Origin of the sequence: Paenibacillus sp. AD87, from assembly GCF_001659845.1 — a bacterium.
In the GTDB taxonomy this organism is placed as follows: domain Bacteria; phylum Bacillota; class Bacilli; order Paenibacillales; family Paenibacillaceae; genus Paenibacillus; species Paenibacillus marchantiae.
The window spans coordinates 1234576-1259343 of record NZ_LXQN01000007.1 but is presented as its reverse complement, the minus strand read 5'-3'; the positions used below and the strand labels follow the sequence as shown (position 1 = coordinate 1259343).

The window sequence follows — 24768 nt, the reverse complement described above, 5'->3', positions numbered from 1 at the left end:
GCTTACCGCAAAATGATCTACTCTGATCTTTCCTTGCTGGACACCTTTCCGTAAGTGCCCCCACCACCAGATGACAATTCGAGTTGACCATCCCGTGCTGCAACGATAAGACCTGCGAGAACCGGTCCAACGGCCTCTGCAAGTTCATCCTCGCTTGTACGATGTAATACGTTCATTTCCGTACCAAAGCGGTCCAGCAGCTGGCGCAGTTTGGCTTTCCCCAAACCCGGGATGAATTCCAACGGTACCTGATAGTGATAAGCAGGTCGGTTTGCTGGAACATGCGGACTCTCTCGGTCAGCGATTGCCAGTATACGATCCAGTACACCCTGCACAAGCTTCACACTGCCACAGTGTGGACAGCGTTCTGCCGACATCGCATGCTCGTCCATAATGCTCCCACAGGAGGCACAGTAGGTTCGGTGGTATTTGCCAAGTCTCGGATCCAAACCGTAGTTGGCTGTAATGCTTCTGCCTGCCTGTCCTTTAAGTGCCATGCTGAATTCGTCAAAGGAAGGCTTCGCGAGTTGCAACTCGTTGTACTCTCGTCCAATCTTGCCCAGAGAATGAGCATCCGAGTTAGTTAGAAAAGGAACTTGATCTAGTTCCCGAATATAACTGGCCATGGATGAATCGGAGCTTAGCCCAAGCTCAACGGCATCGATCAGGCTAGTATCCAGCACATCAGCCATACGAGGGGCCGTGCTGCCATATATACCTTTATGCGGGGTAAACGCATGCGCTGGCACAATAAGCCCTCCACGCGCCTTTATCTCGGCCTGCATCTCAAGCGCGGGTACATATACCCGCTGTGAACTCAGGTTTACATTTTTCATATAACGTTTCATCCAGTCTGTGAAGGACTTCATGGTTTTCAGATCACGGAAGTAGGCCAGCATATGAAACTCTCGCATCCCTGGCTCACGCAGCTCCAATTCCGTCCCCAGCAGGATGGTTGTGTCCTGATACGCAATACCCCCTCCCTCAAGCTCGGACATCGTGCCGTTCTCAAGCAGCTGTTCGATGTCCATCTGTACAACCGGAGAGTGGCAATCAATGACGCCGAGTAGATGGATTCCTTTGCGATCCGAGGCTTCTCTAGCAATGTTCTCGAATGTCAGATCACGGCTGCCACTGATTTTAACAGCTTCACCGCGCGAAGTTCGTCCAATGTGAATATGGAGGTCTGCATAACAAGGTTCCCACCCTGCAGACGCTGCCTGTTGCTCATTCATCATTAAAACCGTCCTGTTGTTCTGTAAAGATCCCATGCATACACAGCCATCATCGTTTTGGCATCACTGATGCGATTCTGATCCATCAACTGATAAGCCTCTTCAATTGTAATCTCGGACACTTCAAGAAATTCATCTTCGTCCAAAGCCATGTCTCCTGCTTCGAGTTCCTCGGCGATGTACAGATGGATGATCTCATCCGCGAATCCTGGCGAAGTATAAAACGAACGCAGATGCCGCAATGATTTAGCTACATAACCAGTCTCTTCGCGCAATTCACGCGCTGCTGCCACTTCAGGTTCTTCTCCCGGGTCCAGTTTGCCTGCTGGAATCTCGACTTCCGTACGTCCCATGGCCTGACGATACTGATCAACGACCAGCATACGATCGCCATTCAGAGCGAGGACAGCTACTGCTCCAGGGTGACGGATGATCTCACGTGTAGCAGTCTGACCGTTAGGCAGCTTGACCGTGTCGACCTGAAGAGAAATGACTTTGCCCTCGAAGATGGGCTTTGTCGATATCGTCTCTTCGTCAAGTTTTGGATTGGCAGAATGCTTATGATTGGTTGGGTTCATCTGTTCTTCAACTCCACTTCTTCGAATTTTGGTTCTCTTTATACGTATAAACCTCTGTTTTTTGGCATATGGTGAGCTTATAGCGATTTCAAACAAATATAGTGAATCAGGGGGACAACCAATGAACAGTTATTTAACACCGCAATCCGTACACGTGGTCGGACAAGCCAGACAAGTCCAGCTCATACTCAAACAATGGGTGCGTGAGTGGGGTCCAGATGCCAAATTAATCGATATGCTCGCTGGACGTAAATGATACTGTTCTTGGTCTGCAATACCCATGAAATATAACATGGTTTTGCCAAAAAGTCCGAACTCGGTTTGTACCGGATTCGGACTTTTCAGTTGAAGCACGGGGAGTTTCACCCTCAGTCTCTTTGGATTACTTTTTATTTGCAGCCGTTTCCTGAATAATAGCTACAACCACTTCAGATAGTTTCACAATATCCTCGGCACGGATGCGTTCTTTCGTCGTATGGATGTCCTCATAGCCTACAGCCAGGTTGACCGTGGGTATGTTGAACCCATTGAAGATGTTGGCATCACTGCCACCACCGGATGCAAACGTGCTAGTTTCCAGCCCCAGGCTCTGAATGGCACGCTGTGCAAGCTGAACAACCTCGTGTTCATCATGGAAGCCAAAAGCAGGATACAGGATCTCACTGCGGAACTCAGCGGTTGCACCATATTTGCGGCATGTCGTTTCCAGTGCTTCACGCATCTGGGCCACTTGAAGTTCTACCTTCTCCTGCACAATACTGCGTGCCTCAGCCTCAATCTGCACAAAATCGCAGACGACGTTCAGTGCTGATCCGCCCTGGAATTTGCCGATGTTCGCCGTAGTCTCATCATCAATTCGTCCCAGCTTCATCGCTGCAATTGCTTTGGCCGCCACTTGGATGGCACTGATGCCGTCTTCCGGATTCACGCCCGCATGTGCGGATTTCCCATAGATCTTCATCTGAATTTCCGCTCTGGCCGGAGCAGCCACACAGATTGTACCCACAGCTCCGTTGGAATCCAGGGCATAACCGAACTCGGCTTCAATATCCTTCGGATTCATTGCACGTGCACCAACCAGACCCGACTCTTCACCTACGGTAATCACAAATTGAATTTTTCCATGTGGAAGGTTGTTCTCTTGAATAGCTCGAATCGCTTCAAACAGAGCAGCAATCCCTGCCTTGTCATCTGCACCCAGAATTGTCGTGCCGTCACTGCGAATCCAGCCGTCTTCACCCAGCTCAGGTTTAATTCCCTGTCCAGGCGTTACGGTATCCATATGACATGTGAAAAAGATGGGCGTAGCTTCTTCCGCACCCTCGGCTTCCCAGGTAATCACGAGATTACCAGCGCCATGTCCGGTTTTCTCCATGGTGTCGTCCTCATACACGCTGAGGCCCAGCTGAGTAAACTGTTCTTTTAACACTTTTGATATATTCTGTTCATGGGTTGTTTCACTATCAATCTGCACCAATTCCATAAATTGATCAATAACACGCTGCTGTTTTATCATAGGACTTTCCTACCTTTCTTCGATACGGTACAATACAATTACTATGGTCTGTTTATTCATTTGTTGAAAGGAGTTCTCTCATCATGCAAAAAAAGAAATGGTTCCGCATCATTATCTATCTCATGCTGCTCGCCATGATTGGGTCCACCCTTTTCATTGCGCTCGAACCTTTATTGTTCGGATAGAAACCTGAAGCCTTTTGACTGTCTGATTTACAGACGGGGAAGGGCTTCTTTTTCTGTAATCCAGGTAATCTCATACGGGAAAATCCGGTTAAAGTATGGAACGATATCCTGCGCAACTTGTTCCACAGTGTAGGTCTTGCCTGTAATATCCTCCAACGAGGTCACACCATACTGCTCAATCCCGCAAGGAACAATACCCTGAAAGCCTGCTTGCTGAATGCCTGAGGTGATATTAAAAGCAAATCCGTGACTCGTCACGAAGCCACGCCGATGTTTACAGCGATTGAACTTTACGCCGATGGCGGCAATTTTCAAATCTCCGATCCATACACCTGTGTAAGCCTCTTTACGCCCTGCTTCAATACCCTGATCAGCCAGGTAATCAATAATCATCTGCTCTAGGCGACGTAAATAGCCATGTAAATCCAAGGCTTCATCCCGTCCAAGAACAAGTAACGGGTAACCTACCAACTGGCCAGGGCCATGATAAGTAATATCACCGCCGCGGTCAATTTGAAACAAGGAGATGCCTTGCTCCCGCAGTTCGTATTCACTGAGAAGCAGGTGCTCCGGGTGATTCTGTGAACCGATCGTATACGTCGGCGGATGCTGGAGCAACAGCATCTGCTCCGCGCCTTCTCCCTCATCCAGTTGCTGCACAATCGCTTTCTGGCGGTTCCAAGCCTCTTCATAATCAAGCATCGGTATGTACATAACATCCAGCGGCTTGCTCATGATTCCCCCACACCCTTCTGTTTCAATGTTCATTGTATAATGATGAGCATTCATTAAAGAAAACGGGAAAAGTGCACGGCCATTGGCACATACACTTTCCCATTATCCATCTATTCAGGGCTTGGCATCATTAGTAACTCATTGAAATGATGCACTTGCTCTCTCTTAATACACTTTCGATTCCATCGTGTATCCTTCAAGATTCTCTTTTACACGTTGCAGGAAACGTCCGCTAATGACTCCATCTAGAATACGATGATCCAGGGAGAGACAAAGGTTCGCCATAGAACGGACAGCAATCATGTCATTAATGACCACAGGTTTCTTGACGATCGACTCAAATGTAAGAATCGCCGCCTGTGGGTAGTTAATAATAGGTTGCGACAGAATCGAACCAAATGACCCCGTATTGTTAACCGTGAACGTTCCGCCCTGCATATGGTCTAGCTTCAACGTGCCTTCACGAGTTTTACGTGCCAGCTCATCAATTTCACGAGCCAGACCAGCGATGTTGCGCTGATCCGCATGTTTAATTACCGGTGTCAGTACAGAGTCTTCTGTACCCACTGCCATCGACAGGTTGATATCCCGTTTGACAATAATTTTGTCAACAGCCCAGACGGAGTTCATGATCGGGTAGTCTTTAATCGCATTAACGACCCCCTTCATCATGAAGGACAAGTACGTCAGGTTGATGCCTTCTTTGCGCTTGAACTCATCCTTGAGTTTGTTGCGCAGCATCACCAGATTCGTCACGTCCACTTCAATCATCGTCCACGCGTGAGGGATTTCCGATACGCTTTGACGCATATTACGAGCAATGGCATTACGAACTGGAGTAACGTCGATAAAGTATTCGGATCTTCCCTGTCCGCCACCCTCTACTTCGATTTGGGGAATTTTCGGACTTTCGGTCAGATGTATGCCGGAATGTCTTACAGGAACGCCTGCGTCGGCTGCTGGAACGGTTTCTCCCGCAGATGCGCCCAAGTCTGCATTTCCCCGATTCAATCCGCTGAAAGGAGAACCTGAAGGTACTCCCGAAGAGACCTGCTGTCCTGCTACAGTAGAAGACTGTGCAGACGCTGCGCCCGCGTTTCCACCCTGTGCAATCACTGCCAGTACATCCTTACGTGTAATCCGACCACCTGCTCCTGTGCCCTGAATGCTCTGCAAGTTGAGACCATGTTCAGCTGCAAGGGATTGAACCGCAGGAGAATAGCGGTTACGCATCGGCTGATTGGGATCGTGCCCTGTTGTACTCGCTGCACCAGCAGCAGGTACGTAGTTCGCACTTTGTTGTGCATGAACATGATCACCATTCTGTTGCTGCGAAGCATGCGTTACTTGCTCTGCTGCTTCTTCATCAGAAGCAGCTACCTGCATGCGGCAGATGGCTTCGCCAACCGCAATGGTCGTACCTTCTTCGACCAACAGATCACCCATAATTCCATCAACGGTTGATGGAATCTCTGCGTTGACTTTATCCGTAATCACTTCACAGATCGGTTCGTATTGTTCAATCCGGTCACCCGGTTTTTTCAACCATTTGGCAATGGTAGCCGAGACCAGCGATTCCGCCAGCTGCGGCATAATGACCTCGATCCATTTCATACTCATTGGTTATATCACTCCAAACTTTGCTTTTAAACTATCTCACTACACGAATTAATACTCGGCGAGCGTACGCATCGCTTCCTTGGCTTTATCCTTGCTCAGCATATAGAATTTCTCCAATGTTGGGCTAATCGGCATTGCCGGTACATCCGGTCCGCAGAGACGCTGAATCGGCGCATCCAGTTCGAACAGACATTCTTCACTGATGATAGCCGCAACTTCCGCTCCTACACCACCAGTTTTATTGTCTTCATGCACAATCAGCACTTTGCCAGTCAGACGAGCGGATGCAATGATGGCTTCGCGATCAAGTGGCTGCAATGTGCGCAGATCCAGTACATGGGCAGTAATGCCTTCCTCACGCTCCAGCTCTTCGGCAGCCTGCATGACAAAATGAAGTGGCTGGCTATACCCGATAACTGTAATATCTGCTCCTTCGCGAAGCACGTTGGCTTTACCAATTGGAACGATGTAATCATCTTCCGGCACATCTTCCTTGATCAGCTTGTAGCATTTTTTATTTTCAAAAAAGAGAACCGGGTCCGGGTCGCGAATGGCTGCTTTGAGCAGTCCCTTCGCATCGTATGCCGAGTAAGGAGCTATAATTTTCAGACCTGGTGTGCCAAAAAAGATCGATTCCGGACATTGGGAGTGATACAGCCCACCAAAAATACCGCCGCCAATCGGCGCACGAATAACAATCGGGCAACTCCAGTCATTGTTGGAGCGATAGCGAATTTTGGCCGCTTCACTAATAATCTGATTTGTTGCAGGCAACATGAAATCCGAATATTGCATCTCGGCAATAGGTTTCATACCGTACATCGCAGCGCCAATAGCTACACCTGCAATCGCTGATTCGGACAAAGGTGTGTCCATGACACGCATTTCGCCGAACTGATCCTGTAACCCTTTGGTTGTAGTGAACACGCCACCTTTGACCCCAACATCTTCACCAAGGATAAAGACATTTTCATCCCGCTCCATCTCTTCTTTCATCGCGAGACGGATTGCATCAATATATTCCATAACCGCCATACTTACCGTCCCCCTTCTTCGCTGTCCGCATAAACGTGCGTCAGAGTGTCCTCAGGTTTCGGATATGGCGCGTTGTCTGCGTATTCAGTCGCTTCTTTCATTTCCAGCGCAAGCTGGGAAGCCAGATCCGCATCCCGGGCTTCGTCCCAGATGCCGCAATCGATCAGATAGTTCTTCATGCGAAGCACGCCGTCCTTCTTCCAGTTCTCTTCAACCTCTTCCTTGGTCCGGTATGCCAGATCATTGTCGGAAGTGGAGTGTGGAGACAAACGATACATCATCGCTTCAATAAGCGTAGGTCCTTCACCAGCGATTGCGCGGCGACGAGCTTCTTTGACTGCACCGTATACTTCCAGCGCATCGTTTCCGTCTACACGAAGTCCGGGGAACCCGTACCCAAGTGCACGATCCGATATTTTACCACTCAGCTGCTTGTGAATTGGCACCGAGATGGCATACTGATTGTTCTCACACATAATGATCACAGGAAGTTTATGAACACCTGCGAAATTGGCACCTTCGTGGAAATCTCCCTGGTTGCTTGACCCTTCGCCAAAAGTTACAAAAGAAACGAATTCTTGCTTCTTCATTTTGGCAGCCAGTGCAAACCCTACAGCGTGCGGAACCTGTGTGGTAACCGGACTGGAGCCCGTTACAATCCGCAGCTTTTTGTGACCGAAGTGGCCCGGCATTTGCCGTCCGCCACTATTCGGATCTTCCGCCTTCGCAAAAGCAGACAGCATCAACTCACGTGGAGTCATGCCAACCGCCAGTACAAAACCATAATCGCGGTAATACGGTAAATAATAATCGTGATCCCGGTCCAGACCGAATGCAGCGCCTACTTGCGCAGCTTCCTGTCCTACACCAGATACGTGAAAGTTAATTTTGCCGGCCCGCTGTAAGAGCAAGCAACGCTCGTCGAACTTGCGTGCGAGCAGCATGTATTTGTACATATCCAATACTTCACCATCGCTAAGTCCCAGCTGTTCATGCCGATGGACCGCGTCTGCAGTACCTTTTGAACTCATATGAGGTACCTCCTTTTAATCAGAGCCTATGCCCGTCTTACTACCCGATCTTATAACCTGGTACTAAGACTTGGCTTAACCTTATTATAATCCCATTTGCCCAAAAAAGGAAAGGACCTTTCTCATAAGCCTGTCTGGCTTACATTCCAATCGATTTTCCGTCTACTGCCAACATGGCTTCACCCATGATTTCCGACAAAGTAGGGTGAGGATGGATCGTCTGTCCCACTTCCCAAGGTGTGGCATCCAGCATCTGAGCCAATGAGGCCTCTGCGATCAGTTCCGTCACATGGGTACCGATCATATGTACTCCCAATATATCATTCGTCTTGGCATCCGCGATTACCTTCACGAATCCATCCCGACTTCCATGAACCAAAGATTTTCCAATCGCCTGGAACGGAAACTTGCCTGTCTTCACTTCATAACCACGCTCTTTGGCCTCGCGCTCCGTGAATCCGATACTCGCTGCTTCCGGACGAGTATAGACACAGCGCGGGATTCGATGTGATTCGACGGCATGTACCGTTTCACCCGCCAGATGATTCACTGCCAAAATGCCTTCATGACTCGCTGCATGCGCCAGCTGTAATCCGCCGATGACATCGCCGATTGCATAAATATGTCCCTCACCGGTTTGTAAATATTGATTCACAGCGATAAATCCGCGTTCGAGTTTGATATCTGTATTTTCGAGTCCGATATTTTCGACATTGGCCTGACGACCAACCGACACCAGCATCTTGTCCGCTTTCAGAGTCTCTTGCTTCTCATCCCCCAGCTTGACATCAATCTGAATACCGTCTTCCTGTATGCTATATGTCTCTGTCAGAACGCTAGCGCCTGTTAGGAAGCGAACACCACGTTTCCCAAGCAATCTCTGCATTTCCTTGGCTACATCTTCATCCTCTGCTGGCAATACATGAGCAGCGGCTTCAACAACTGTAATTTCAACGCCAAAATCATTCAGCATCGAGGCCCATTCGAGGCCAATCACCCCACCACCAACAATGATCAGGGATGCCGGTAATTCGTCCATTCGCAAAGCCTCATCACTGCTCATGATGTACCGACCGTCTGGCTCAAGACCTGGCAGCACCCGTGGGCGAGATCCGGTAGCAATAATGAGGTTGGTTGGCACAACTGTATCCATCTCTCCATCTTCAAATTCGACAGCCACTGCACCGCTCTGAGGGGAGAAAATGGAAGGTCCGATAACGCGCCCTTTGGCGTGTACGACTTGAATTTTATTTTTTTTCATTAAATACTGCACACCTTGATGAAGCTGCTCCACAATTGCATCCTTGCGCGCCTGAACCTTCGGAAATACAAGTGTTGCTCCAGCTGTTTCAATCCCATACATTTCGCTTTCTTGTATCTCAGCGTACACTTCCGCACTTCGCAGCAACGCCTTGCTTGGAATACAGCCACGATGCAGACAGGTGCCCCCCAGCTTATCCTTCTCGATAATAACAACCTGTTTTCCTAACTGTGCGGCACGGATGGCAGCAACGTACCCTCCCGTTCCTCCTCCAAGAATGGCAACATCACATGTAATTGGCATCTTTTCTGTTCTCCTCTATCCATATAATTTCAATATATTTGTAAGATGATGATTCGAATGATTCTCTTTTTCATAGACGTTATCTATATTCCATTGTACTCCCCTTGAGCAGTCAACTCAAAATTTGACCATGAAACGCATGGACAGCTTCTGAAAACCAAGCTATGATGGAATCAGGTATGACCTGTAAGCGCAACCTTTATTTTACGTCAACCTAGTCAACCTCAGGCAGAAGGAGTTTAATGGTGATGAATACTAGACTGATCTTTGCACGATTTGTGGCGATTATTGTTCTGGTCATTCCCGGGTTAATGGCAATGAAGGGTTTTCTAATGATGAAGGACGCCCTTTTCCTGTATTATGCCGAGCATGGGAACGAGCAGATCTCACCAGGTTTTCAATGGCTCTCCTTTGGTGGAGGACTTGTCCTGTTCGCCGCAGGCATGAGTTTTCTGGGAGGCTGGATTCTGTTCCGTGACCGCAAGCGTAATTATGTAGGACCCCGTTTTCGTTCAAAAAGCGCACCCTCAGCCGACAAAGCAGAGACGCCCGGTACGACTTCCTGAGTCCGGGCTTTTTGTCATTTTTCTGGCTCCGCAACATTTCAACATCTGAACCTTACATCTGCCTTTATATACGGTACTCGATCAGGTATAATGCTTATTTATTCAAACACGTATTTTGCATAAATTCAGTGTTAGCATCCTGAATATGCACAATTCCCACTCTTCCATAGACAGGATGGATCAACATGGTCTCGTTTATCATTACGCTAAAAAGATTGCTTAAAGGCATTTTCCATGCCTTCAAGGACCAGAAGTTCCTGGCTCTGTTTGTATTAACTGCGGCGACACTTCTCTCGGGCACATTATTTTATACCCGCGTTGAAGGTCTGCACTGGATTGATGCCCTCTACTTCTGCGCAGTAACTCTAACGACGGTGGGACATCCGAATTTTGTACCATCGACCGGATTCGGCAAGGCTTTTACAGTCATCTATATGTTCGCAGGTATCGGCCTCACCTTCGCCATGATTGCCAGAATTACAGCAGGTATTCTATTTCCCCGCAAATTGCAGACAGAAGAGAACCCGGAGTAGTCTCCGGGTTATTCGTATAATGCATCCCGCAGCTTGGTAGACATGCGCGACTCTTTAGAAGAGGACTTCAGAATCGTTCTGCGCAACGTCAGATTGCTGGCTTGCAGCCGCTCCGCTTCAGCGAACAAGTCTGCAAACAACGCCTGCGCAGCTTCGTCAAGGACTGACTGCCCTTTCAAACGTTCATATCGCTCTTGTAATTCAGATAATGCTTCACTCATCGTTAACACCTCTTTTCAATCGCTCCTGGCTTACGAATTACCCTGCCGTAACCAACAGCTTAACAATCCATATAGTAACACAAAGCTGCTCAGATTAGTTCTGGCTCTTACTAAAGATTTTGTGGTACTCTGTAATGGTCGCTTTTTTTTGTTGAATCCCGTATGTGAGAGGAGTAGCAGAACTGTGCAAACAGGACGAATTACCGTAATTACAGGACCTATGTTTAGTGAAAAATCCGGTGAACTCATTCGCCGTTGTCAGAAATTAATTCAATTCGGCCGTAAAAAGGTCGTTGCTTACAAACCTGCCGAAGATGATCGGTTTGCCCAAGACGAGATTGTTAGCCGAATCGGCTATCGTCTGCCTGCCCATTCCATTCCCCGGCAATTGACCCCGGAATCCGTAGAGATGATCCTGACTCAGACCAAAGATGCTGATGTTGTTGCATTTGATGAAGTACAATTCTTCAGCAGTGCCATCATGGAACTGGTCTCCGAGCTAGCCTACTGTGGCAAACATGTCATTGTGGATGGACTGAATATGGATTACCGTGGCAAGGAATTTGGGTATGTAGGCGGTTTGCTCGCTATGGCGGATGATATTGAGAAACTGTCAGCATTCTGTGCCGTATGCGGAAGCCCGGATGCGGCTTTCACCCAGCGTATCGTTAATGGAGAGCCTGTAACGCTTGGACCTGTCGTCATGATTGGCGATTCTGAAGCTTATGAGCCGCGCTGTCGCTGCTGCTTCATTCCTCCTCACAAAGTTGAATGCTGAGCTGACTCAGCTTTTCAATAATTAATCTATAGGTTCTGATCGGCGGTATCTGCTGCTACAGGTTTCCTGAGATTTCAAAAAAAGCCCCCGAGGGCTTTTTTTATTATAACTCCTTTTTACCAGCATACCCTTAATATACCTTTGCTTAACTCGGTCATTTGCTCTTTCTTTGCACACAAAAAAGCACCGCCTCACAGCGATGCTTCCCATTCGTCATCTCCCGCTAGTCCCGGGAAACAAAATATTTGTTGGTCATGTAGTAAGCGTCGCCACGCGACGTTTCTACCATTCCTTTTTTGGCATCCAAAAATACAATCTCTTTACACTTGGTGCAATACCATTTGGTGCGCTTATATGGAGACTCCGTAACATATGCCGTGCCACATTTACAATCAATCTTCATTAATAACTCGGTTGATTTATATGCGCTGGACAAACGTTCCATGTTATCCTGCTGCTGTGTAGGCATAATTGTCTGCTGATAATCCGATAAATGATTCTGAACTTTAAAATCTGCTACCAATCCTGCATTCAATCCAAAAAACTCCTTGCCGATTTCGGTCACGAAGCGCTTCTCATTTCTGTAGCAATCCAGCCACTCAATAATCTGCTTATTTGACAGTGGAACCGTACCCTTGATACCGCTGTTTAAGGTGTAGGTCATGATGTATAAAGTATCGTCTTGTCTACCTGAGTACATTAGAATCCTCCTTCGAATACATTTGCTAATGTACTACAAAAACGCTCATAAATCAAAGCAATGTTATTTCCTGAGCGTATCTCTTCCTTATTAAATGGGTAACATTCCTCGATGTTCCGCCACTGATTTACAAGAACTGCATACACCTGCAACATTTCCCTGGGAAGTCGCATAATGCACGATGGACTTCACTTTTTTACTACAGATGGAACAATATTGCCTCCTTTCCTTCCTGGGAGTGTAATCGGATAGGTTTACTACGTTTGAGTTTGATTTGAACCTGCGCACAAAGTTCAGCCATTTCATCTCTTTCTCTCTCTTCCTTGTTTGCCTTCTAAGGGGTGAATTGCTTATGCTTGGGCAAAAATTGATCCTGCATTGGTTATGTATACAATTCCAAGTTGTGCATGCCTATCTCATAATCTATTCGACGTTTTGAGCCTTTTTCCTGTTTTTGATCTCTACGCATACAAAAAAAACCGACAGAACCTGCCCCAACCTATTGTAGAAGAAAGGAACTTCCGTCGGTTAACTTGCCTTATTTATAAAACGTTCCAAGAACCTCAAGCGCGGGTGAGCGCTCAATTCGAAACGGATAGATATATCCCTGATTAAGCTTCACAAACTTTCGACTCCACAGATCAAGTCCAGTTGTAAATTGGTACGCTTGATATATGAATTTGGAACAATAGTTTCGTTCAATGCTGCGCAGATTCGTCTGCAATCGATAAAATTTTACCTGCTTGTAATGATCCTGTACCCACTGCGCTGCCTTTACACCAGCCTGATTCAAACGGGAACGAAACACAATGAAACGATCTCCCTCATAAAAGCGGGTGATGTACCAATCCAAGGAATCGGCAAACACAGGTCCATAAGGGTGTACGTGATACACTTTACCGTCGAGTCCAATAATCCCCATATGCCCGGCGTAATAAGTCGATTCCGAACTTGGCGTATATAAAATATCTCCTGGCTCCAGCTTCATCTGGTTCAAAGCGGTAATGGGCAAATCCTGATGCAGCCTCCTGGCCGCTGAACGTGCGCGCCGGCCGTCCACCAGTAAACGGTGCATTTTACCAGCAACAGCCAGATAGATTTCCGACCATTTGACGCGTTTTTTCTCAGGGCCTTTGAACCACCGATGAATGAATGTGGATATACGTTGAGATTCTTTTTTCATATTGTGCACTCCACTCTAATCTGTTTGACGTTTCTTGCTGTTATTCCTCACTTCTAAGGCTCATTATAGACAGTTGATGATGTATGTTCAATTCCGGTGTCTGTTCTATGTTGTGCAATTCGAGGAGGTTCATACCGAAAATGGAAACAAAAAAGCAGTTCTGGCATAAGCCAGAACTGCTTCGTTTGATTTGATCTATTGGAGTTGAAGTTATATAAAGAGATTCTATTCTTCCACAACACCAAGTTCTTTATTTTTTTCCTTGAACCGGCTGTTATGGGAAGACACATAGGCAACTTTCTCCGCCTCAGGGTCCATATACAGTTTTGCACTGTTTACTGCGAGGGCCGCATCCGTAAATGTTCCGGCAATCAGATACAGTTTACTTCCATAATCTACAAAGTCTCCTGCAGCGAAGACGCCTGGAATATTCGTTTGCAGCTTCTCTGTTGTTTTGACATGCCATTCACCAAGATTAAGTCCCCAATCCCGGAGCGGGCCAAAATCACTCTTCATGCCGTGGTTGACGATAATGGCATCCACATCAAGGACTTCACTCTCACCAGTCTCAACATGGGATATCGTCACTTGTTCGATGATCTCCCCACTTTGACTATGTAGGGTATCAACGGCGTATGGTGTACGAATATCCACTGAGGATTCTCTCATCCGCAGTACATTGCGCTCCAAACCACCAAAGCGGTCACGACGATGCACAACCGTCACTTGCTCTGCCAGTGCTTCAAGCTCATTGGCCCAATCCACCGCGGAGTCACCTCCACCAGAGATCAGTACCCGTTTACCACGGAAAGGCTCCAGCTCCTGTACCGTATAGTGAAGATTGGTAACCTCATAACGGTCAGCACCTTCAAGCTCCAGCTTGGCCATTTTATATATACCATACCCGATCGCCAATATGACGGTACGTGTCCAGTGTTGTTCTCCTGTATTCGATGTCAGCAGAATCGTGCCATCAGGCTGACGCTCAAATCCTTCAATTTGCTGTTCAAACACAATCGTTGGCTCAAATGTTCTAGCCTGTTCTTCCAGCTGTTTAATCAAATTTTCACACAGAATCGGGGTGACGCCGCCAACGTCCCAGATCATTTTTTCTGGATAAAAGAGCATGCGACCACCCAATTTATCCCGCGCCTCAATCAACTTGGTCTTCATATCACGCATCCCGCTGTAAAATGCAGAATACATGCCGGCAGGTCCCCCGCCGATAATTGTTACATCATATAATTCCAAATGCTGATCCATGTAGTTACCTCCATCAGTTCGATCCAAAGCGCTCGACTATTTGATATCGATTCTCATTATCACTCTTTTCCTAGTCTAATGGGAAACTTATCAAATTACAATGGCTAAAATTCAAACATTTCTTATACAAAACTACCATCGGTTATTTATTTGTTGATTACTTAACTTTGGGAGCTGCCAGTAGATGCTCGACAACGAAATCGATTTGCTTGTTGATGGAATAGATATCCGAGTAATAGAAGAAATCAAAATCAATCTCGATTAAACGGCCTTCTTTGATAGCGGGTATGCTATTCCAAATTGGATTATCGTTAAGGTTATCTGCCCCTTCATATACCGAACGAAACACGTAGTCTCCCATATACTCAGGAAGAACTTCCATGGACAAGGTCGAACCTGCCGCGTCGGAAACGACGTCAATTTTTTTCTGGACCGCTTCAGGTGCTTTCATTTCCAAGTACTCGTATATAGCCTGAGATCCTCGGCCGTATTGCTTACTTTCTACAATGACCATCTCTTTCAGCCCACCCTCGACGATGGAGGCCGTTTTGTCCAGTATGCCTGCATCAGCAAGTTTTTTCTTGCTCTCTTCAACTTTACTGTTAAGATTGTCGATTAAAACGTCTGCTTCCTGTTCTTTGCCGAAAATGCTAGCGATACTATGAAGTCTTTCTTCCGTTGTCATTTTCTCATATGGGACATACACAGTTGGTGCAATATCTTTTAATAGCGTGTAAGTCTCTTCTGAAGGAACAATGATCAAATCCGGGTCCAGATCAATGACAGCCTCAGGGTTTGGTTCAAACCAGGTGCCTAGTGAATTTACCCCTTCAAGCTCATTCTTATATGCAGCCCCATCAAATACGTCAGACGTCGCAATAGGCTTAATTCCAAGCGCTACAACATCTCCTTGAAGATAAAGTACAACCACCCGTTTAGGATTTGCCGGGACAACAACATCACCTTTAACCGTGGAGACCGTGCGTGTTCCATTTTCATTGTTCGTTTGACTACCTGAATCTGATGATGAAGATGCGGCTGTGCTCGTAGATGAGTTCGTATTCGTACCTTCCCCCGTAACTGTTGTTGTTGCAGAGCCAGCGGAGCATGCCGATAAAAGCATTGTGATGCTTAAAAGTGCAACCAAAATCATGCTGGAGCTTGTTTTTCTTCTTTTCATTGATGTAGACCCTCCGTCTATATATTGATAATGATTCTCATAATCAATATATCCTCGCATCCTTCTCCAGCCAATGGACGATTCGGAGAATTGTAATGGACGATCCTCTGCAAGGGTCTGGTTCCTTATTTTCTGCTGATAGAGTGTGGGGGACAGGCCCACATGTTTTTTGAAAATACGGCTGAAATAATACACATCCGTGTATCCCACTTCTGCCGCGATTTCGCGCAGGGTTGCATCGGATCGAACAAGCAAATTCCGGGCCTTGGTCAGTCTCGTTTGAATGAGATAATCAATCGGACTGTGTCCTGTCTTTCTTTTAAATTGCATAGATAAATGACGGGAGCTGTAGTTGAATTGTTCAGCCAGAAAATCCAGAGTCACCTGTTCCCTATAATGCTCCTGTATGTAGCGAAGTGTTTGCTCAATAGGGTCTGGAAGTACTGTTCTAACTTCCTGCTCTGCCAATTGAAACAACAGCTCATGAATAAATTGGTAGAACAAACTTTTCACTTGCAGCAAGTCCAGTCTGCTCGCCTGATCCCACGCTTTCTCCAGTTCACCAAAATAGCGCAATATAGCAAGAGGATTGCTCGGCGTAAATCCATATTGCAAAGAGAACGGAGCAATCTGAGGAGGTTGTGACAACCGCCATGTTTTACGATGAGTTGGGAACGCAAGGAATGCCCTGTAGAACAGCAAGTAATATTCAAACTTTTCGCTCACCCGAATATCCAGTGATGATCCTTTACCACCATGCAGAATACAGAATCGCTGTGCTTCGTGTGTTTTCCCATCCAATTTAAGTTGAGCTGCACCCCGAATGCTGTATATAAAAGCGTTTGCCGGAAGCAAATAGGATTCCTGTATCTCCCCTGCCTCCATGACGATCCGGCGTATATCCAGAATTTTAACAGCCGCATGATTCCAGCATTGCATCTGTTCGTTTAATTGCATCGATTACTCTCCAATCCCAGTCTCACCAGGAATAAAGACCTTGTACAAGATCATTATTCTGCAAACCATCCTTAACCGAAGCGTTATAGTGGTTCACTATATATCCCTTCATTATAGATGATAATAATTTTCATTATCAACTGTATTTTGACCAGGATTCAATTTCACCAATCAATGATCCGAAAGATTTACTTTTGAACAGCTGTCTTCGTGAACCAAGCTGCCAATTCCTCGGTTTGATCCAACGTTGCAATAGGGTCGAAGTACCATGAACGATCCGGACTCCAGATAAACACACGATCATTCTTGACGGCATCAAGCGAACTCCATACTGGCTTGGATTTCAATTCCTCCAAAGTTAGGTTGTCTGCCGTAAGAATAATGTAATCACCGGCAAATTCGGGTATGGATTCGGACGAGACTTCAACAAGCTGATCTTTCATTAATATCTCTTTTTTGTCTGCCGGAGGATTCAATCCGAGAGCACTATAAACAGCCTGACCTCCACGCCCAAAGTTATCACCAAAGGCTAACGGTCCTTTATCGTAAAATTGCATAACTGATACTTCTGCTTCTGCGTCGATTGCTTCACTTACACGCTTCTTGGCATCCGCAATTCGTCCGTCGTAATCGGCCAACCATGACTCAGCCTCTTTTTCTTTGTTCAACGCTTTACCGAAATAAGCGATCTCTTCATGAGTGTTTTTCAACTCTCCATAAGGAACAACAAGCGTAGGCGCAATTTTGCTAAAAGAATCAAACAAATCAGGATCACCTGTGACAATCAGATCTGGTTGAAGTTCCAACACCTTTTCAAGAGAAATGGTTTCGTATTCACCAATATTCTCTACGCCCTCAAGTGATTTGATAAAATAGGGATTTTTCAAGTTCATTTCCGGTGTACCGACTGGCTTGATTCCCAAAGCAATCAAGCTTCCTAAATATAAATCCACCACAATTCGCTTGGGTTCAGCCGGGACCGTAATATCTCCCTTAACCGTCGAGATGATCCGAGGCTCGGAATTGTTCGATTGGCTATCGGCCGTTACTGTGCTGGTAGCACTCGAAGTCCCTTTGCTTCCCGATGTTTCTCCCCCAGAATTACTAGTTGCTCCTGTCGAGCAGGCACTCAGCAGTAAAGTGAGACTTAATAAAATACTAAACAGCATTCCTGTTCTTGTCTGTCTATTCATGTACAATGACCCTCCGTGTTTATATTGATAATGATTATCATCATCGTTATAAACATACCTTCCAGCTCTTCCACTGGAAATGTCATTTCGCGCCAGGGCCGATGTCAGATCAGGCCATTTTAGGGGTACAGATGTTTTCTCCTTGAACTGAAGCGGAGAAACACCTGTATGTTTTTTGAACATACGTCCCAGATAATATCCGTCCGGATAACCGATGCCTGCTGCAATCTCATCCAATGTAGCGTCGGTATGCAACAGCATCTCCTTGGCCTTGAACAAACGGAACTGAATCAAATAGTCGATTGGACTATAACCCGTGGCCTGCTTGAACTTGCGGGACAGACTTCTGGGGCTACTGCCAACCTTCTCTGCCAAAACATGCAGCGTCAACGGCTCAGCATAAGAGGATTCCACTATTTTGATTACTTTGCTGACCTGATCCGTAACGGAATAGCGAGTTGCAGCATGAGGAATTTGTGCTGATACTTGCTCTACAAAAGGATAAAACAGGCTTTTTGCCTGAAAATGATGTATGGGGTTCTTTTGATTCCATAAAGTGTGTATCTGTTTCACTTGCTCATAAAGCACAACTGGTGACTTGGGGGCAAAACCATAGGTTAGCTGAAACGGATTCATGTGCTCCATCATATTGCCCAAATCGGTTCTTCCTCCACTTGGCAAGCTTGATTTGTACATAAGGTAAAACAGGTTCAGTCCGGATTGTCCAGCTTCAATATGCAGCACGCTTCCTTTTCCACCATGGATAACATAAAAACGACTCACTTCATGCTTCTGGTCGTTTATGGTCACATAGGCTTTACCCTGGATGGTGAACACAAACGTGCTTGCAGGAAATTTATATGTTAGCTCCTCACATGGACCTAACTCCATATAACGTACATCCGCAATACTCACAGCAGCATAGTTCCAGAGTATGTAATAATTATTCCACATTTCATTAACCCAACTCCGTCTAAAAAGATTGACTAAACAGTCCTTCACTTATTGATAACCATTATCAATTATTATTAGCAAGTAAGCAACAAAGAAATGAAAGTCAACTTATTAGCAAGCGTGTCTTCATTTGCTTCTCGTAACATCCGATATATGTAAGTAGATCCACGATATAACGAAGAAAGGGAAAAGACCATGAATTCAATTTCACCTGCCTCCAAAAGCAGCTTCACCTCAGGGAGCCAAGTCTCCAGTAGAGATAAGGAAATTCAGGGACTTATGAAACAAAAAATTAGGCTTAATGAAGAACTGCAATCCGTCAAATCTAATGATCAGTTGGACTCCAAAATTAAGGCGGAACGAGTTAAATCTATAACGAGTTTCATCCAACAGGTCGATAATCAAATCGCTCAAATCAAAAGCGAGGAGATTCAAGAAAAGAATAAATTGAAGCAGTCTGAGCAACCTAAGCAACAGGAGCCGCAACCGTCTGAGCTCTCTGGCGAAAATCAGGCTCCGGCAATGGGTCATCTAATCAAACATAGCCAGACTTATGATCAGTTAGGCAAACTGGTAGGTTTGCGTGATCGCATGCACGGGTCCATTCAAACACTAGAAGGGGAAACCCGCTTCGACCGGATCGTTCTCGATAATGACGCTGGAAACGATATGGGTAAGTCGATGATGCTGGAGAACGCTGAACAAACTGTTTTTCAAATGAAGCGTGAGATGGTTCAAGAGATTGATTCTCAAATCCGAAAGGTTGATCAGTCCATCGGGGAAAAATTAAAAGAAATCAACCAACCGATACCAACAGAAGCTACCCATTCTACTCCACAATCTCCTGCAAATGAAGATAAGGAAGTAAATAAAGAAAATAAGGCTGGAGACAAATCAAAGATTTCCAACGGTACGCAGAATGATAAAGAACCAGGAAAAATTCAAGAGACGCAATCAAATACATCCCCTGCCCCATCCTATACATCGCTCGACATTCGGGTTTAATTAGATTACATAATGGATAACTATTCTCCAATAAAAAAACCGTTATCTACAGTTCTCTTCTACCTGTAAATAACGGTTTTTTCCGTATCTAATGTTTTTGCGGACATTAATAGTTATACGGCTTCTTCATTCCCACAAATAATGCTACCATTCACCGATTTACATACTTTTTTAACCCGGGTCGCCTCACTCACAATTTGATCAATGTTTTCATACTGTTGTCTGTGGTTCGTGACCACAGCGATCGACACCGAAACAAGCGGTATAGGTCGGTTCAGTCCAGAACGCCCTTCGCCCAAAACATATTGATTATCCAAGTCCTCCTGATTGTAAAACGTACCCTTGATCTGCTCAAAACCTGTTATCACTTCTTCACAGACGTGTCTAAATTCATGATGATTTAATATCACAATAAAATCGTCTCCACCGATATGGCCAAGAAAAGCCTCTGGAAAAACAAAAAGTTTCCGGAGCAGGTTAGCAGTAGCTTGAATAAGCTGATCCCCCATTTTGAACCCATAGCTATCATTGTAGGATTTAAAGTGATCCAAATCTATGTATAGAACACTAAAAAAATCAAGCTGAAGTAACTGATACAATCGTTCATCTATAATTCGGTTACCTGGAAGACCTGTCAAGGGATTCATGAAAATAGCCATCTCGGCACGAACATCAGCCACAGCGAGCAGCAGACGTCGGATACTAACTGCTCCATACAAAACGCCTTCAGCTGTTATAAGCACTAGATCGTATAACTCTTCTTCAGATCGATTCATAGCCAGAACGCTTACATCCGTAATCTGTTCAGCGTAATCGACGACCAGTGCCCGGGCGTTCATAACCAGTTCCACAGGGCGTCCCATATACAAATTATAGCCATACTGTGTACCAATCTGCTGGAAGAAACGAGCTCGCATCATTAATGACACTCCTTGTTCTCCCATAACCGCTACACCTTCCAGATTGGGATTGGATTTAAAAAGATGGTAGACGATATCACATTTTGTTTCAGGCGTTACTATAGGAATCGTATCGGCTATCTCACCTATTTGCGTAAATATACCATTCGCCTCCCTCTTTACATAGCCATACCATCTATTTATAAATCTTTAATTACCCCCTATGGAAAAGATAAGGGAGATGGCCTTAATACTGTGTCAGGCCTTCCAAGTGCGTAACCCTGACCGTATTCGATACCTTCACGTCGCAAAAATTGAATTTCCTCATAACGCTCGATACCTTCCGCGATGATACTCGTTCCCGAGTCGACAGCAAATTGTTTAAGAATTCTTACAATGTGCTGCTGATCCGAATGTGTGTCCACTCGACTAATCAGTGCTCTGTCCAATTTAATAAAATCTGGTTTTAGACTTACAATCGCCTTCAGACTGCTATATCCCGAACCCGCATCATCAATGGCAATCCGAAAGCCCTGTGAGCGATAATTCGAAAGAATACGTTCGAATTCTACATAGTCCTGGACTGCCTGTTTTTCGGTTAACTCGAAGACCACTTGCTCAGGGGATAGACCATAACTGTTCAATAGACTGATTGTTTCTCCACTGCGGTATGTGGTATCGGCTAAAACCTGAGGATGTATATTTAAAAAAACGACGGTATTGTCGGGATAACGCTCTGTAGTTAAAGAGGCTCTGAATCTTTCAATCGAAATCTCACGACAGAAGCGTTCAAACGTGAACACCTGATCCGTATGACCAATGAATTGATAAAAAGATTCTGCATTTGGAAAAAGATTAGAGATGGGAGGACGGTTTAATATTTCGTATCCAAGACAGCTCCCATTCTGCAGATTCAAGATTGGCTGAAAATATGTAGTAAGCATTTTATTACGCATAATTTTTTGCAGTCCGGTGAATTGCCTGTAACTAAGCATAGATTGTTGAAGGGATTTATTTACATATTTCAAAGAATTGTATAGTTCATTTATGTATTTACTGAAAAAAGTCGTTCTCTTCATATAATTCATCCTTTATACCTATAATGATGATCTTGTCAGTGGTCACATCGTACCACTTTCTTGCTGAGAAAGCGTTAACTGCAAGTAAAAGTTTGTAAAAAATTTCACCATTCCAAATATATATCTGAGAAAGATTCATTCCAATCGCTCCTATTCAATAAAGGATGCTTCATTATTCTAAAAATGATTTACATATTTTTCGCGCAAAAAAACACCTCGTTTTATTGGTCATGAAAGACTCAACAAAAACGTGGTGTTCCTTATGTGTAAATAACTTTAATTTATTTGTTTAGATGATCACTAATCCTGATCCTTTCAGGACACCTTATTCTCAATTCTAAGCTTGTCAGCGACCATCGCGATGAACTCGGAGTTCGTCGGTTTCGACTTGCTGATATTGATGGTATAACCAAACAGGTGGCTGATGCTGTCGATGTTACCACGTGTCCAAGCCACTTCGATAGCATGACGAATGGCTCGTTCGACGCGAGACGGCGTTGTTTTGAACTTTTCGGCAATCGCAGGGTACAAGGTTTTCGTGATAGCACCCAAAATTTCGATATTGTTATACACCATAGTGATGGCTTCGCGTAAATACTGATATCCTTTAATATGCGCAGGAACGCCGATTTCATGTATGATGGACGTAATGCTTGCATCCAAATTTTTGTGCTTACCCATCGGCACCACGTTGGACTTGTTCATAAACATCGATGAACCGCCACCACCGCCTGTGGAGATCGTGGTTTGCGTGCCAACCAGTTGACGTACACGATTCGCGAGTACTTCCATGTCAAACGGTTTCAGGATGTAATAAGAAGCTCCGAGTTGCACGGCACGCTGCGTGATATTCTCTTGTCCGAAAGCCGTAAGCATAATGACTTTGGGCTGTGGAGACAGATTCAGGTTGCGCAGACGCTCCAGTACACCCAGTCCATCCAGGTGAGGCATAATAATATCCAGAATAAGTACATCCGGTACATCGCGAGTCTGCTCCAGCAACTGCAGCACTTCTTCTCCATTGTAAGCAATTCCGGTTACTTCCATATCTTCCTGTTCGGATATATATTCGGCAAGCAAATTCGTAAATTCACGATTATCATCGGCCAGCAATACCTCAATTTTTTGCAAAACGGTATCCTCCTTTAATTTAAACATCGTTTCGTACATTTCCTTACAGGTTAAATTTTCGACACAGGGGAGGAAATTCCTTCTGTCGAAAATTATTTTTCTTTATTTTTTTTTCTCATTGCTATATAATAAATAATTTATTTCATTATCCGATATTATATGTTTACATTCGACAAAAAAACCTTAAGGAGGTTAACCCGCCTTAAGGTTTTTTGCATGTTCCTTTTTCATCATGACTCCTGCATCTTGTAACATCCACTCAATGAAGCAACCATAACCTGATTTCGGATCATTGACGAACACATGTGTCACGGCACCAATCAGTTTTCCGTTTTGCACAATGGGGCTGCCACTCATGCCTTGTACAATGCCTCCGGTCTTATCCAGCAGCTTCGGATCTGTGATTCGAAGCACCAGACCTTTAGTCGCTGGTTCGGATTGGTCTGCTACGTGAACGATATCAATCGAGAAACGTTCCACCTGCTGACCTTCAACAACTGTGAGAATTTCTGCAGGACCTTCTTTTACTTCATGCGAGAAAGCAACAGGAATCCCTTTTGAATATAAACTATGTTCAGGATTTCCGGACATTTTACCAAAGATACCAAAAGCCGTATTGCGTTCAATATTGCCCAAAATTTTGCTTTCTTTCAGGAAATGAGCTCGTTTTTCACCCGGATCACCGGATTCACTCTTAGAGATTGACGTTACATTAGACTGAACAATCTGACCACTACCGACAACGATGGAAGTCTGCGTGTTCATATCCGTAATGACATGTCCCAGAGCGCCATATACGCCTTGATCCGGAGCATAGAAGGTTAATGTTCCTACACCTGCGGCGGAGTCACGAATATACAATCCAAGCCTCCAGGCTTTGTCTTCCGCATCATAGGCCGGTGTCAAACGGGTTTTGACCGTTTCTTTACCGCGTTTTAATACGACATCAATGCCTTTTTTGCTCTTGCCTGCAAACTCAACGGCTTCAGCTACACCCGATACACCATCAAGGCGTTTACCGTCCATATGGGTAATCAGATCTCCAAGCTTGATGCCTGCTGATTCTCCAGGGGATACACGTTCATCTTGTCCAGAACGGACCAGATGGTGCCCTACAACCAGAATACCTGCAGATTTTACTTTAACGCCAATGGTTTGTCCCCCGGGTACTACACGCAAATCCGGAATCACATTTACGTTAACCGTTTTTACCGGAATTTTGCCCCACAACTTCAACGTTAATTTGGCATGTCCCGTTTGTTGGGGATGAAGATGCAAAGGTTGTTGCTTCGTTACGTGAACCGCAGTTTCCTTTCCATCAAAACCGACGATGTCAGGACGATCCACAACAGCGCTTGAAGCAGCCGGTACAGCGAGATGAACGTCAGCCTGCCTGCCTGCAAATACCTGAAGTTCATCAGGCAATGAAGCATAACTTTGCACAGGCTGAATGGCCTGGCTGATCACACATAGAAAGAAGGCAAATAAAAGACCTAGCAATTTCTTCCTGAGGGGGGAATTCAATGGCTGTCACACTCCCTTTGCTTCTTTCGCTTGACGAAAGGTGGTCGCCAATTGCGTACCTATAAGATAACCTCGCCCCCAGGCTTTTATTACTGTCAATCAT

General features: G+C 45.4%; 24 protein-coding genes. 6 read left to right on the top strand and 18 right to left on the bottom strand.

The window, feature by feature from the left end; all coding sequences use genetic code 11:
• Nucleotides 1-17 precede the first annotated feature (17 nt).
• Both gpAD87_RS05725 and gpAD87_RS05720 read right to left on the bottom strand, forming a co-directional pair.
• Nucleotides 18-1238 carry an endonuclease Q family protein gene (locus gpAD87_RS05725; RefSeq protein WP_064636788.1) on the bottom strand — a complete coding sequence of 407 codons (1221 nt, stop codon included), beginning with the start codon at nucleotides 1236-1238 and terminating at the stop codon, nucleotides 18-20.
• Nucleotides 1238-1813, bottom strand: coding sequence for an NUDIX domain-containing protein (locus tag gpAD87_RS05720; RefSeq protein ID WP_063565726.1), 576 nt, complete (start codon nucleotides 1811-1813; stop codon nucleotides 1238-1240). The genes gpAD87_RS05725 and gpAD87_RS05720 overlap by 1 nt, the downstream gene beginning before the upstream one ends.
• Before the next feature lie 121 nt (nucleotides 1814-1934).
• Between gpAD87_RS05720 and gpAD87_RS31745 the strand changes: the two genes are divergently transcribed.
• On the top strand, nucleotides 1935-2069 hold the full coding sequence (locus gpAD87_RS31745) for a Z-ring formation inhibitor MciZ (protein WP_090810664.1): 135 nt from the start codon (nucleotides 1935-1937) through the stop codon (nucleotides 2067-2069).
• 126 nt (nucleotides 2070-2195) lie between these two features.
• On the opposite strand, the gene gpAD87_RS05715 is transcribed toward gpAD87_RS31745, so the two are convergent.
• Nucleotides 2196-3329, bottom strand: coding sequence for a M20/M25/M40 family metallo-hydrolase (locus tag gpAD87_RS05715; protein WP_064636786.1), 1134 nt, complete (start codon nucleotides 3327-3329; stop codon nucleotides 2196-2198).
• 83 nt (nucleotides 3330-3412) lie between these two features.
• Here gpAD87_RS05715 and prli42 point away from each other — a divergent pair, with 83 nt between their 5' ends.
• The gene (prli42, locus tag gpAD87_RS31740) at nucleotides 3413-3514 is read left to right on the top strand and encodes a stressosome-associated protein Prli42 (protein ID WP_090810668.1); all 102 of its coding nucleotides are present in this window, start codon (nucleotides 3413-3415) and stop codon (nucleotides 3512-3514) included.
• A 27-nt stretch (nucleotides 3515-3541) separates the two neighbouring features.
• On the opposite strand, the gene lipB is transcribed toward prli42, so the two are convergent.
• The 5 genes from lipB to lpdA form a co-directional block, all read right to left on the bottom strand.
• On the bottom strand, nucleotides 3542-4249 hold the full coding sequence (lipB, locus tag gpAD87_RS05710; RefSeq protein ID WP_064636784.1) for a lipoyl(octanoyl) transferase LipB: 708 nt from the start codon (nucleotides 4247-4249) through the stop codon (nucleotides 3542-3544).
• A 165-nt stretch (nucleotides 4250-4414) separates the two neighbouring features.
• The gene (locus gpAD87_RS05705; RefSeq protein WP_063565723.1) at nucleotides 4415-5869 is read right to left on the bottom strand and encodes a dihydrolipoamide acetyltransferase family protein; all 1455 of its coding nucleotides are present in this window, start codon (nucleotides 5867-5869) and stop codon (nucleotides 4415-4417) included.
• A 48-nt stretch (nucleotides 5870-5917) separates the two neighbouring features.
• On the bottom strand, nucleotides 5918-6904 hold the full coding sequence (locus gpAD87_RS05700) for an alpha-ketoacid dehydrogenase subunit beta (protein ID WP_024630968.1): 987 nt from the start codon (nucleotides 6902-6904) through the stop codon (nucleotides 5918-5920).
• 2 nt (nucleotides 6905-6906) lie between these two features.
• Nucleotides 6907-7935: a thiamine pyrophosphate-dependent dehydrogenase E1 component subunit alpha gene (locus gpAD87_RS05695; RefSeq protein ID WP_063565722.1), complete on the bottom strand. Its 1029-nt coding sequence runs from the start codon at nucleotides 7933-7935 to the stop codon at nucleotides 6907-6909.
• Between the two features lie 139 nt (nucleotides 7936-8074).
• The gene (gene lpdA / locus gpAD87_RS05690; protein ID WP_064636782.1) at nucleotides 8075-9499 is read right to left on the bottom strand and encodes a dihydrolipoyl dehydrogenase; all 1425 of its coding nucleotides are present in this window, start codon (nucleotides 9497-9499) and stop codon (nucleotides 8075-8077) included.
• 242 nt (nucleotides 9500-9741) lie between these two features.
• Between lpdA and gpAD87_RS05685 the strand changes: the two genes are divergently transcribed.
• Nucleotides 9742-10065, top strand: coding sequence for a DUF2627 domain-containing protein (locus tag gpAD87_RS05685; RefSeq protein ID WP_064636780.1), 324 nt, complete (start codon nucleotides 9742-9744; stop codon nucleotides 10063-10065).
• A gap of 185 nt (nucleotides 10066-10250) precedes the next feature.
• Nucleotides 10251-10598 (top strand): potassium channel family protein, encoded by a 348-nt coding sequence (locus gpAD87_RS05680; protein WP_064636778.1) that lies wholly within the window; start codon nucleotides 10251-10253, stop codon nucleotides 10596-10598.
• 8 nt (nucleotides 10599-10606) lie between these two features.
• On the opposite strand, the gene gpAD87_RS05675 is transcribed toward gpAD87_RS05680, so the two are convergent.
• Complete coding sequence (locus tag gpAD87_RS05675; protein WP_064636776.1) at nucleotides 10607-10819, bottom strand: hypothetical protein; 213 nt, start codon at nucleotides 10817-10819, stop codon at nucleotides 10607-10609.
• A 184-nt stretch (nucleotides 10820-11003) separates the two neighbouring features.
• On the opposite strand from gpAD87_RS05675, the gene gpAD87_RS05670 reads away from it, so the two are divergent.
• Nucleotides 11004-11597, top strand: coding sequence for a thymidine kinase (locus gpAD87_RS05670; protein ID WP_024630974.1), 594 nt, complete (start codon nucleotides 11004-11006; stop codon nucleotides 11595-11597).
• A gap of 223 nt (nucleotides 11598-11820) precedes the next feature.
• Here gpAD87_RS05670 and gpAD87_RS05665 read toward each other — a convergent pair whose 3' ends face one another.
• The 5 genes from gpAD87_RS05665 to gpAD87_RS05645 form a co-directional block, all read right to left on the bottom strand.
• Nucleotides 11821-12297, bottom strand: coding sequence for a hypothetical protein (locus tag gpAD87_RS05665; RefSeq protein WP_024630975.1), 477 nt, complete (start codon nucleotides 12295-12297; stop codon nucleotides 11821-11823).
• 538 nt (nucleotides 12298-12835) lie between these two features.
• Nucleotides 12836-13480, bottom strand: a complete 645-nt coding sequence (locus tag gpAD87_RS05660; protein ID WP_064636774.1) for a hypothetical protein — start codon at nucleotides 13478-13480, stop codon at nucleotides 12836-12838.
• Between the two features lie 225 nt (nucleotides 13481-13705).
• A complete protein-coding gene (locus gpAD87_RS05655) occupies nucleotides 13706-14743 on the bottom strand; it encodes an NAD(P)/FAD-dependent oxidoreductase (RefSeq protein ID WP_064636772.1) in 1038 nt (345 codons plus the stop codon).
• A gap of 157 nt (nucleotides 14744-14900) precedes the next feature.
• Nucleotides 14901-16880, bottom strand: a complete 1980-nt coding sequence (locus tag gpAD87_RS05650; protein ID WP_064636770.1) for an AraC family transcriptional regulator — start codon at nucleotides 16878-16880, stop codon at nucleotides 14901-14903.
• 188 nt (nucleotides 16881-17068) lie between these two features.
• Nucleotides 17069-19027: an AraC family transcriptional regulator gene (locus tag gpAD87_RS05645; RefSeq protein ID WP_064636768.1), complete on the bottom strand. Its 1959-nt coding sequence runs from the start codon at nucleotides 19025-19027 to the stop codon at nucleotides 17069-17071.
• 279 nt (nucleotides 19028-19306) lie between these two features.
• Between gpAD87_RS05645 and gpAD87_RS05640 the strand changes: the two genes are divergently transcribed.
• Nucleotides 19307-20032: a hypothetical protein gene (locus gpAD87_RS05640; protein ID WP_064636766.1), complete on the top strand. Its 726-nt coding sequence runs from the start codon at nucleotides 19307-19309 to the stop codon at nucleotides 20030-20032.
• Between the two features lie 113 nt (nucleotides 20033-20145).
• Here the strand turns inward: gpAD87_RS05640 and gpAD87_RS05635 are convergent, their stop codons facing one another.
• The 4 genes from gpAD87_RS05635 to spoIVB form a co-directional block, all read right to left on the bottom strand.
• Nucleotides 20146-20952: a GGDEF domain-containing protein gene (locus gpAD87_RS05635; RefSeq protein ID WP_231952451.1), complete on the bottom strand. Its 807-nt coding sequence runs from the start codon at nucleotides 20950-20952 to the stop codon at nucleotides 20146-20148.
• Nucleotides 20953-21152: 200 nt separating this feature from the next.
• On the bottom strand, nucleotides 21153-22010 hold the full coding sequence (locus gpAD87_RS05630; protein ID WP_064636762.1) for an EAL domain-containing protein: 858 nt from the start codon (nucleotides 22008-22010) through the stop codon (nucleotides 21153-21155).
• A 315-nt stretch (nucleotides 22011-22325) separates the two neighbouring features.
• Nucleotides 22326-23141, bottom strand: coding sequence for a sporulation transcription factor Spo0A (gene spo0A, locus gpAD87_RS05625; protein ID WP_063565711.1), 816 nt, complete (start codon nucleotides 23139-23141; stop codon nucleotides 22326-22328).
• Between the two features lie 192 nt (nucleotides 23142-23333).
• Nucleotides 23334-24665 (bottom strand): SpoIVB peptidase, encoded by a 1332-nt coding sequence (gene spoIVB / locus gpAD87_RS05620; protein WP_064636759.1) that lies wholly within the window; start codon nucleotides 24663-24665, stop codon nucleotides 23334-23336.
• Nucleotides 24666-24768 lie beyond the last annotated feature (103 nt).

Excerpts from the sequence above, each read along its gene's own strand:
- gpAD87_RS31745 (WP_090810664.1), top strand. The coding sequence starts at position 1,935 with ATGAACAGTTATTTAACACCGCAATCCGTACACGTGGTCGGACAAGCC.
- gpAD87_RS05640 (WP_064636766.1), top strand. The coding sequence starts at position 19,307 with ATGAAACAAAAAATTAGGCTTAATGAAGAACTGCAATCCGTCAAATCT.
- lpdA (WP_064636782.1), bottom strand. The coding sequence starts at position 9,499 with ATGCCAATTACATGTGATGTTGCCATTCTTGGAGGAGGAACGGGAGGG.
- gpAD87_RS05655 (WP_064636772.1), bottom strand. The coding sequence starts at position 14,743 with ATGGATCAGCATTTGGAATTATATGATGTAACAATTATCGGCGGGGGA.
- prli42 (WP_090810668.1), top strand. The coding sequence starts at position 3,413 with ATGCAAAAAAAGAAATGGTTCCGCATCATTATCTATCTCATGCTGCTC.
- gpAD87_RS05635 (WP_231952451.1), bottom strand. The coding sequence starts at position 20,952 with ATGATGCGAGCTCGTTTCTTCCAGCAGATTGGTACACAGTATGGCTAT.
- lipB (WP_064636784.1), bottom strand. The coding sequence starts at position 4,249 with ATGAGCAAGCCGCTGGATGTTATGTACATACCGATGCTTGATTATGAA.
- gpAD87_RS05720 (WP_063565726.1), bottom strand. The coding sequence starts at position 1,813 with ATGAACCCAACCAATCATAAGCATTCTGCCAATCCAAAACTTGACGAA.
- gpAD87_RS05630 (WP_064636762.1), bottom strand. The coding sequence starts at position 22,010 with ATGAAGAGAACGACTTTTTTCAGTAAATACATAAATGAACTATACAAT.
- gpAD87_RS05665 (WP_024630975.1), bottom strand. The coding sequence starts at position 12,297 with ATGTACTCAGGTAGACAAGACGATACTTTATACATCATGACCTACACC.
- gpAD87_RS05715 (WP_064636786.1), bottom strand. The coding sequence starts at position 3,329 with ATGATAAAACAGCAGCGTGTTATTGATCAATTTATGGAATTGGTGCAG.
- gpAD87_RS05680 (WP_064636778.1), top strand. The coding sequence starts at position 10,251 with ATGGTCTCGTTTATCATTACGCTAAAAAGATTGCTTAAAGGCATTTTC.
- gpAD87_RS05725 (WP_064636788.1), bottom strand. The coding sequence starts at position 1,238 with ATGATGAATGAGCAACAGGCAGCGTCTGCAGGGTGGGAACCTTGTTAT.
- gpAD87_RS05645 (WP_064636768.1), bottom strand. The coding sequence starts at position 19,027 with ATGTGGAATAATTATTACATACTCTGGAACTATGCTGCTGTGAGTATT.
- gpAD87_RS05675 (WP_064636776.1), bottom strand. The coding sequence starts at position 10,819 with ATGAGTGAAGCATTATCTGAATTACAAGAGCGATATGAACGTTTGAAA.
- gpAD87_RS05695 (WP_063565722.1), bottom strand. The coding sequence starts at position 7,935 with ATGAGTTCAAAAGGTACTGCAGACGCGGTCCATCGGCATGAACAGCTG.
- gpAD87_RS05705 (WP_063565723.1), bottom strand. The coding sequence starts at position 5,869 with ATGAGTATGAAATGGATCGAGGTCATTATGCCGCAGCTGGCGGAATCG.
- gpAD87_RS05685 (WP_064636780.1), top strand. The coding sequence starts at position 9,742 with ATGGTGATGAATACTAGACTGATCTTTGCACGATTTGTGGCGATTATT.
- gpAD87_RS05660 (WP_064636774.1), bottom strand. The coding sequence starts at position 13,480 with ATGAAAAAAGAATCTCAACGTATATCCACATTCATTCATCGGTGGTTC.
- gpAD87_RS05650 (WP_064636770.1), bottom strand. The coding sequence starts at position 16,880 with ATGCAATTAAACGAACAGATGCAATGCTGGAATCATGCGGCTGTTAAA.
- gpAD87_RS05700 (WP_024630968.1), bottom strand. The coding sequence starts at position 6,904 with ATGGCGGTTATGGAATATATTGATGCAATCCGTCTCGCGATGAAAGAA.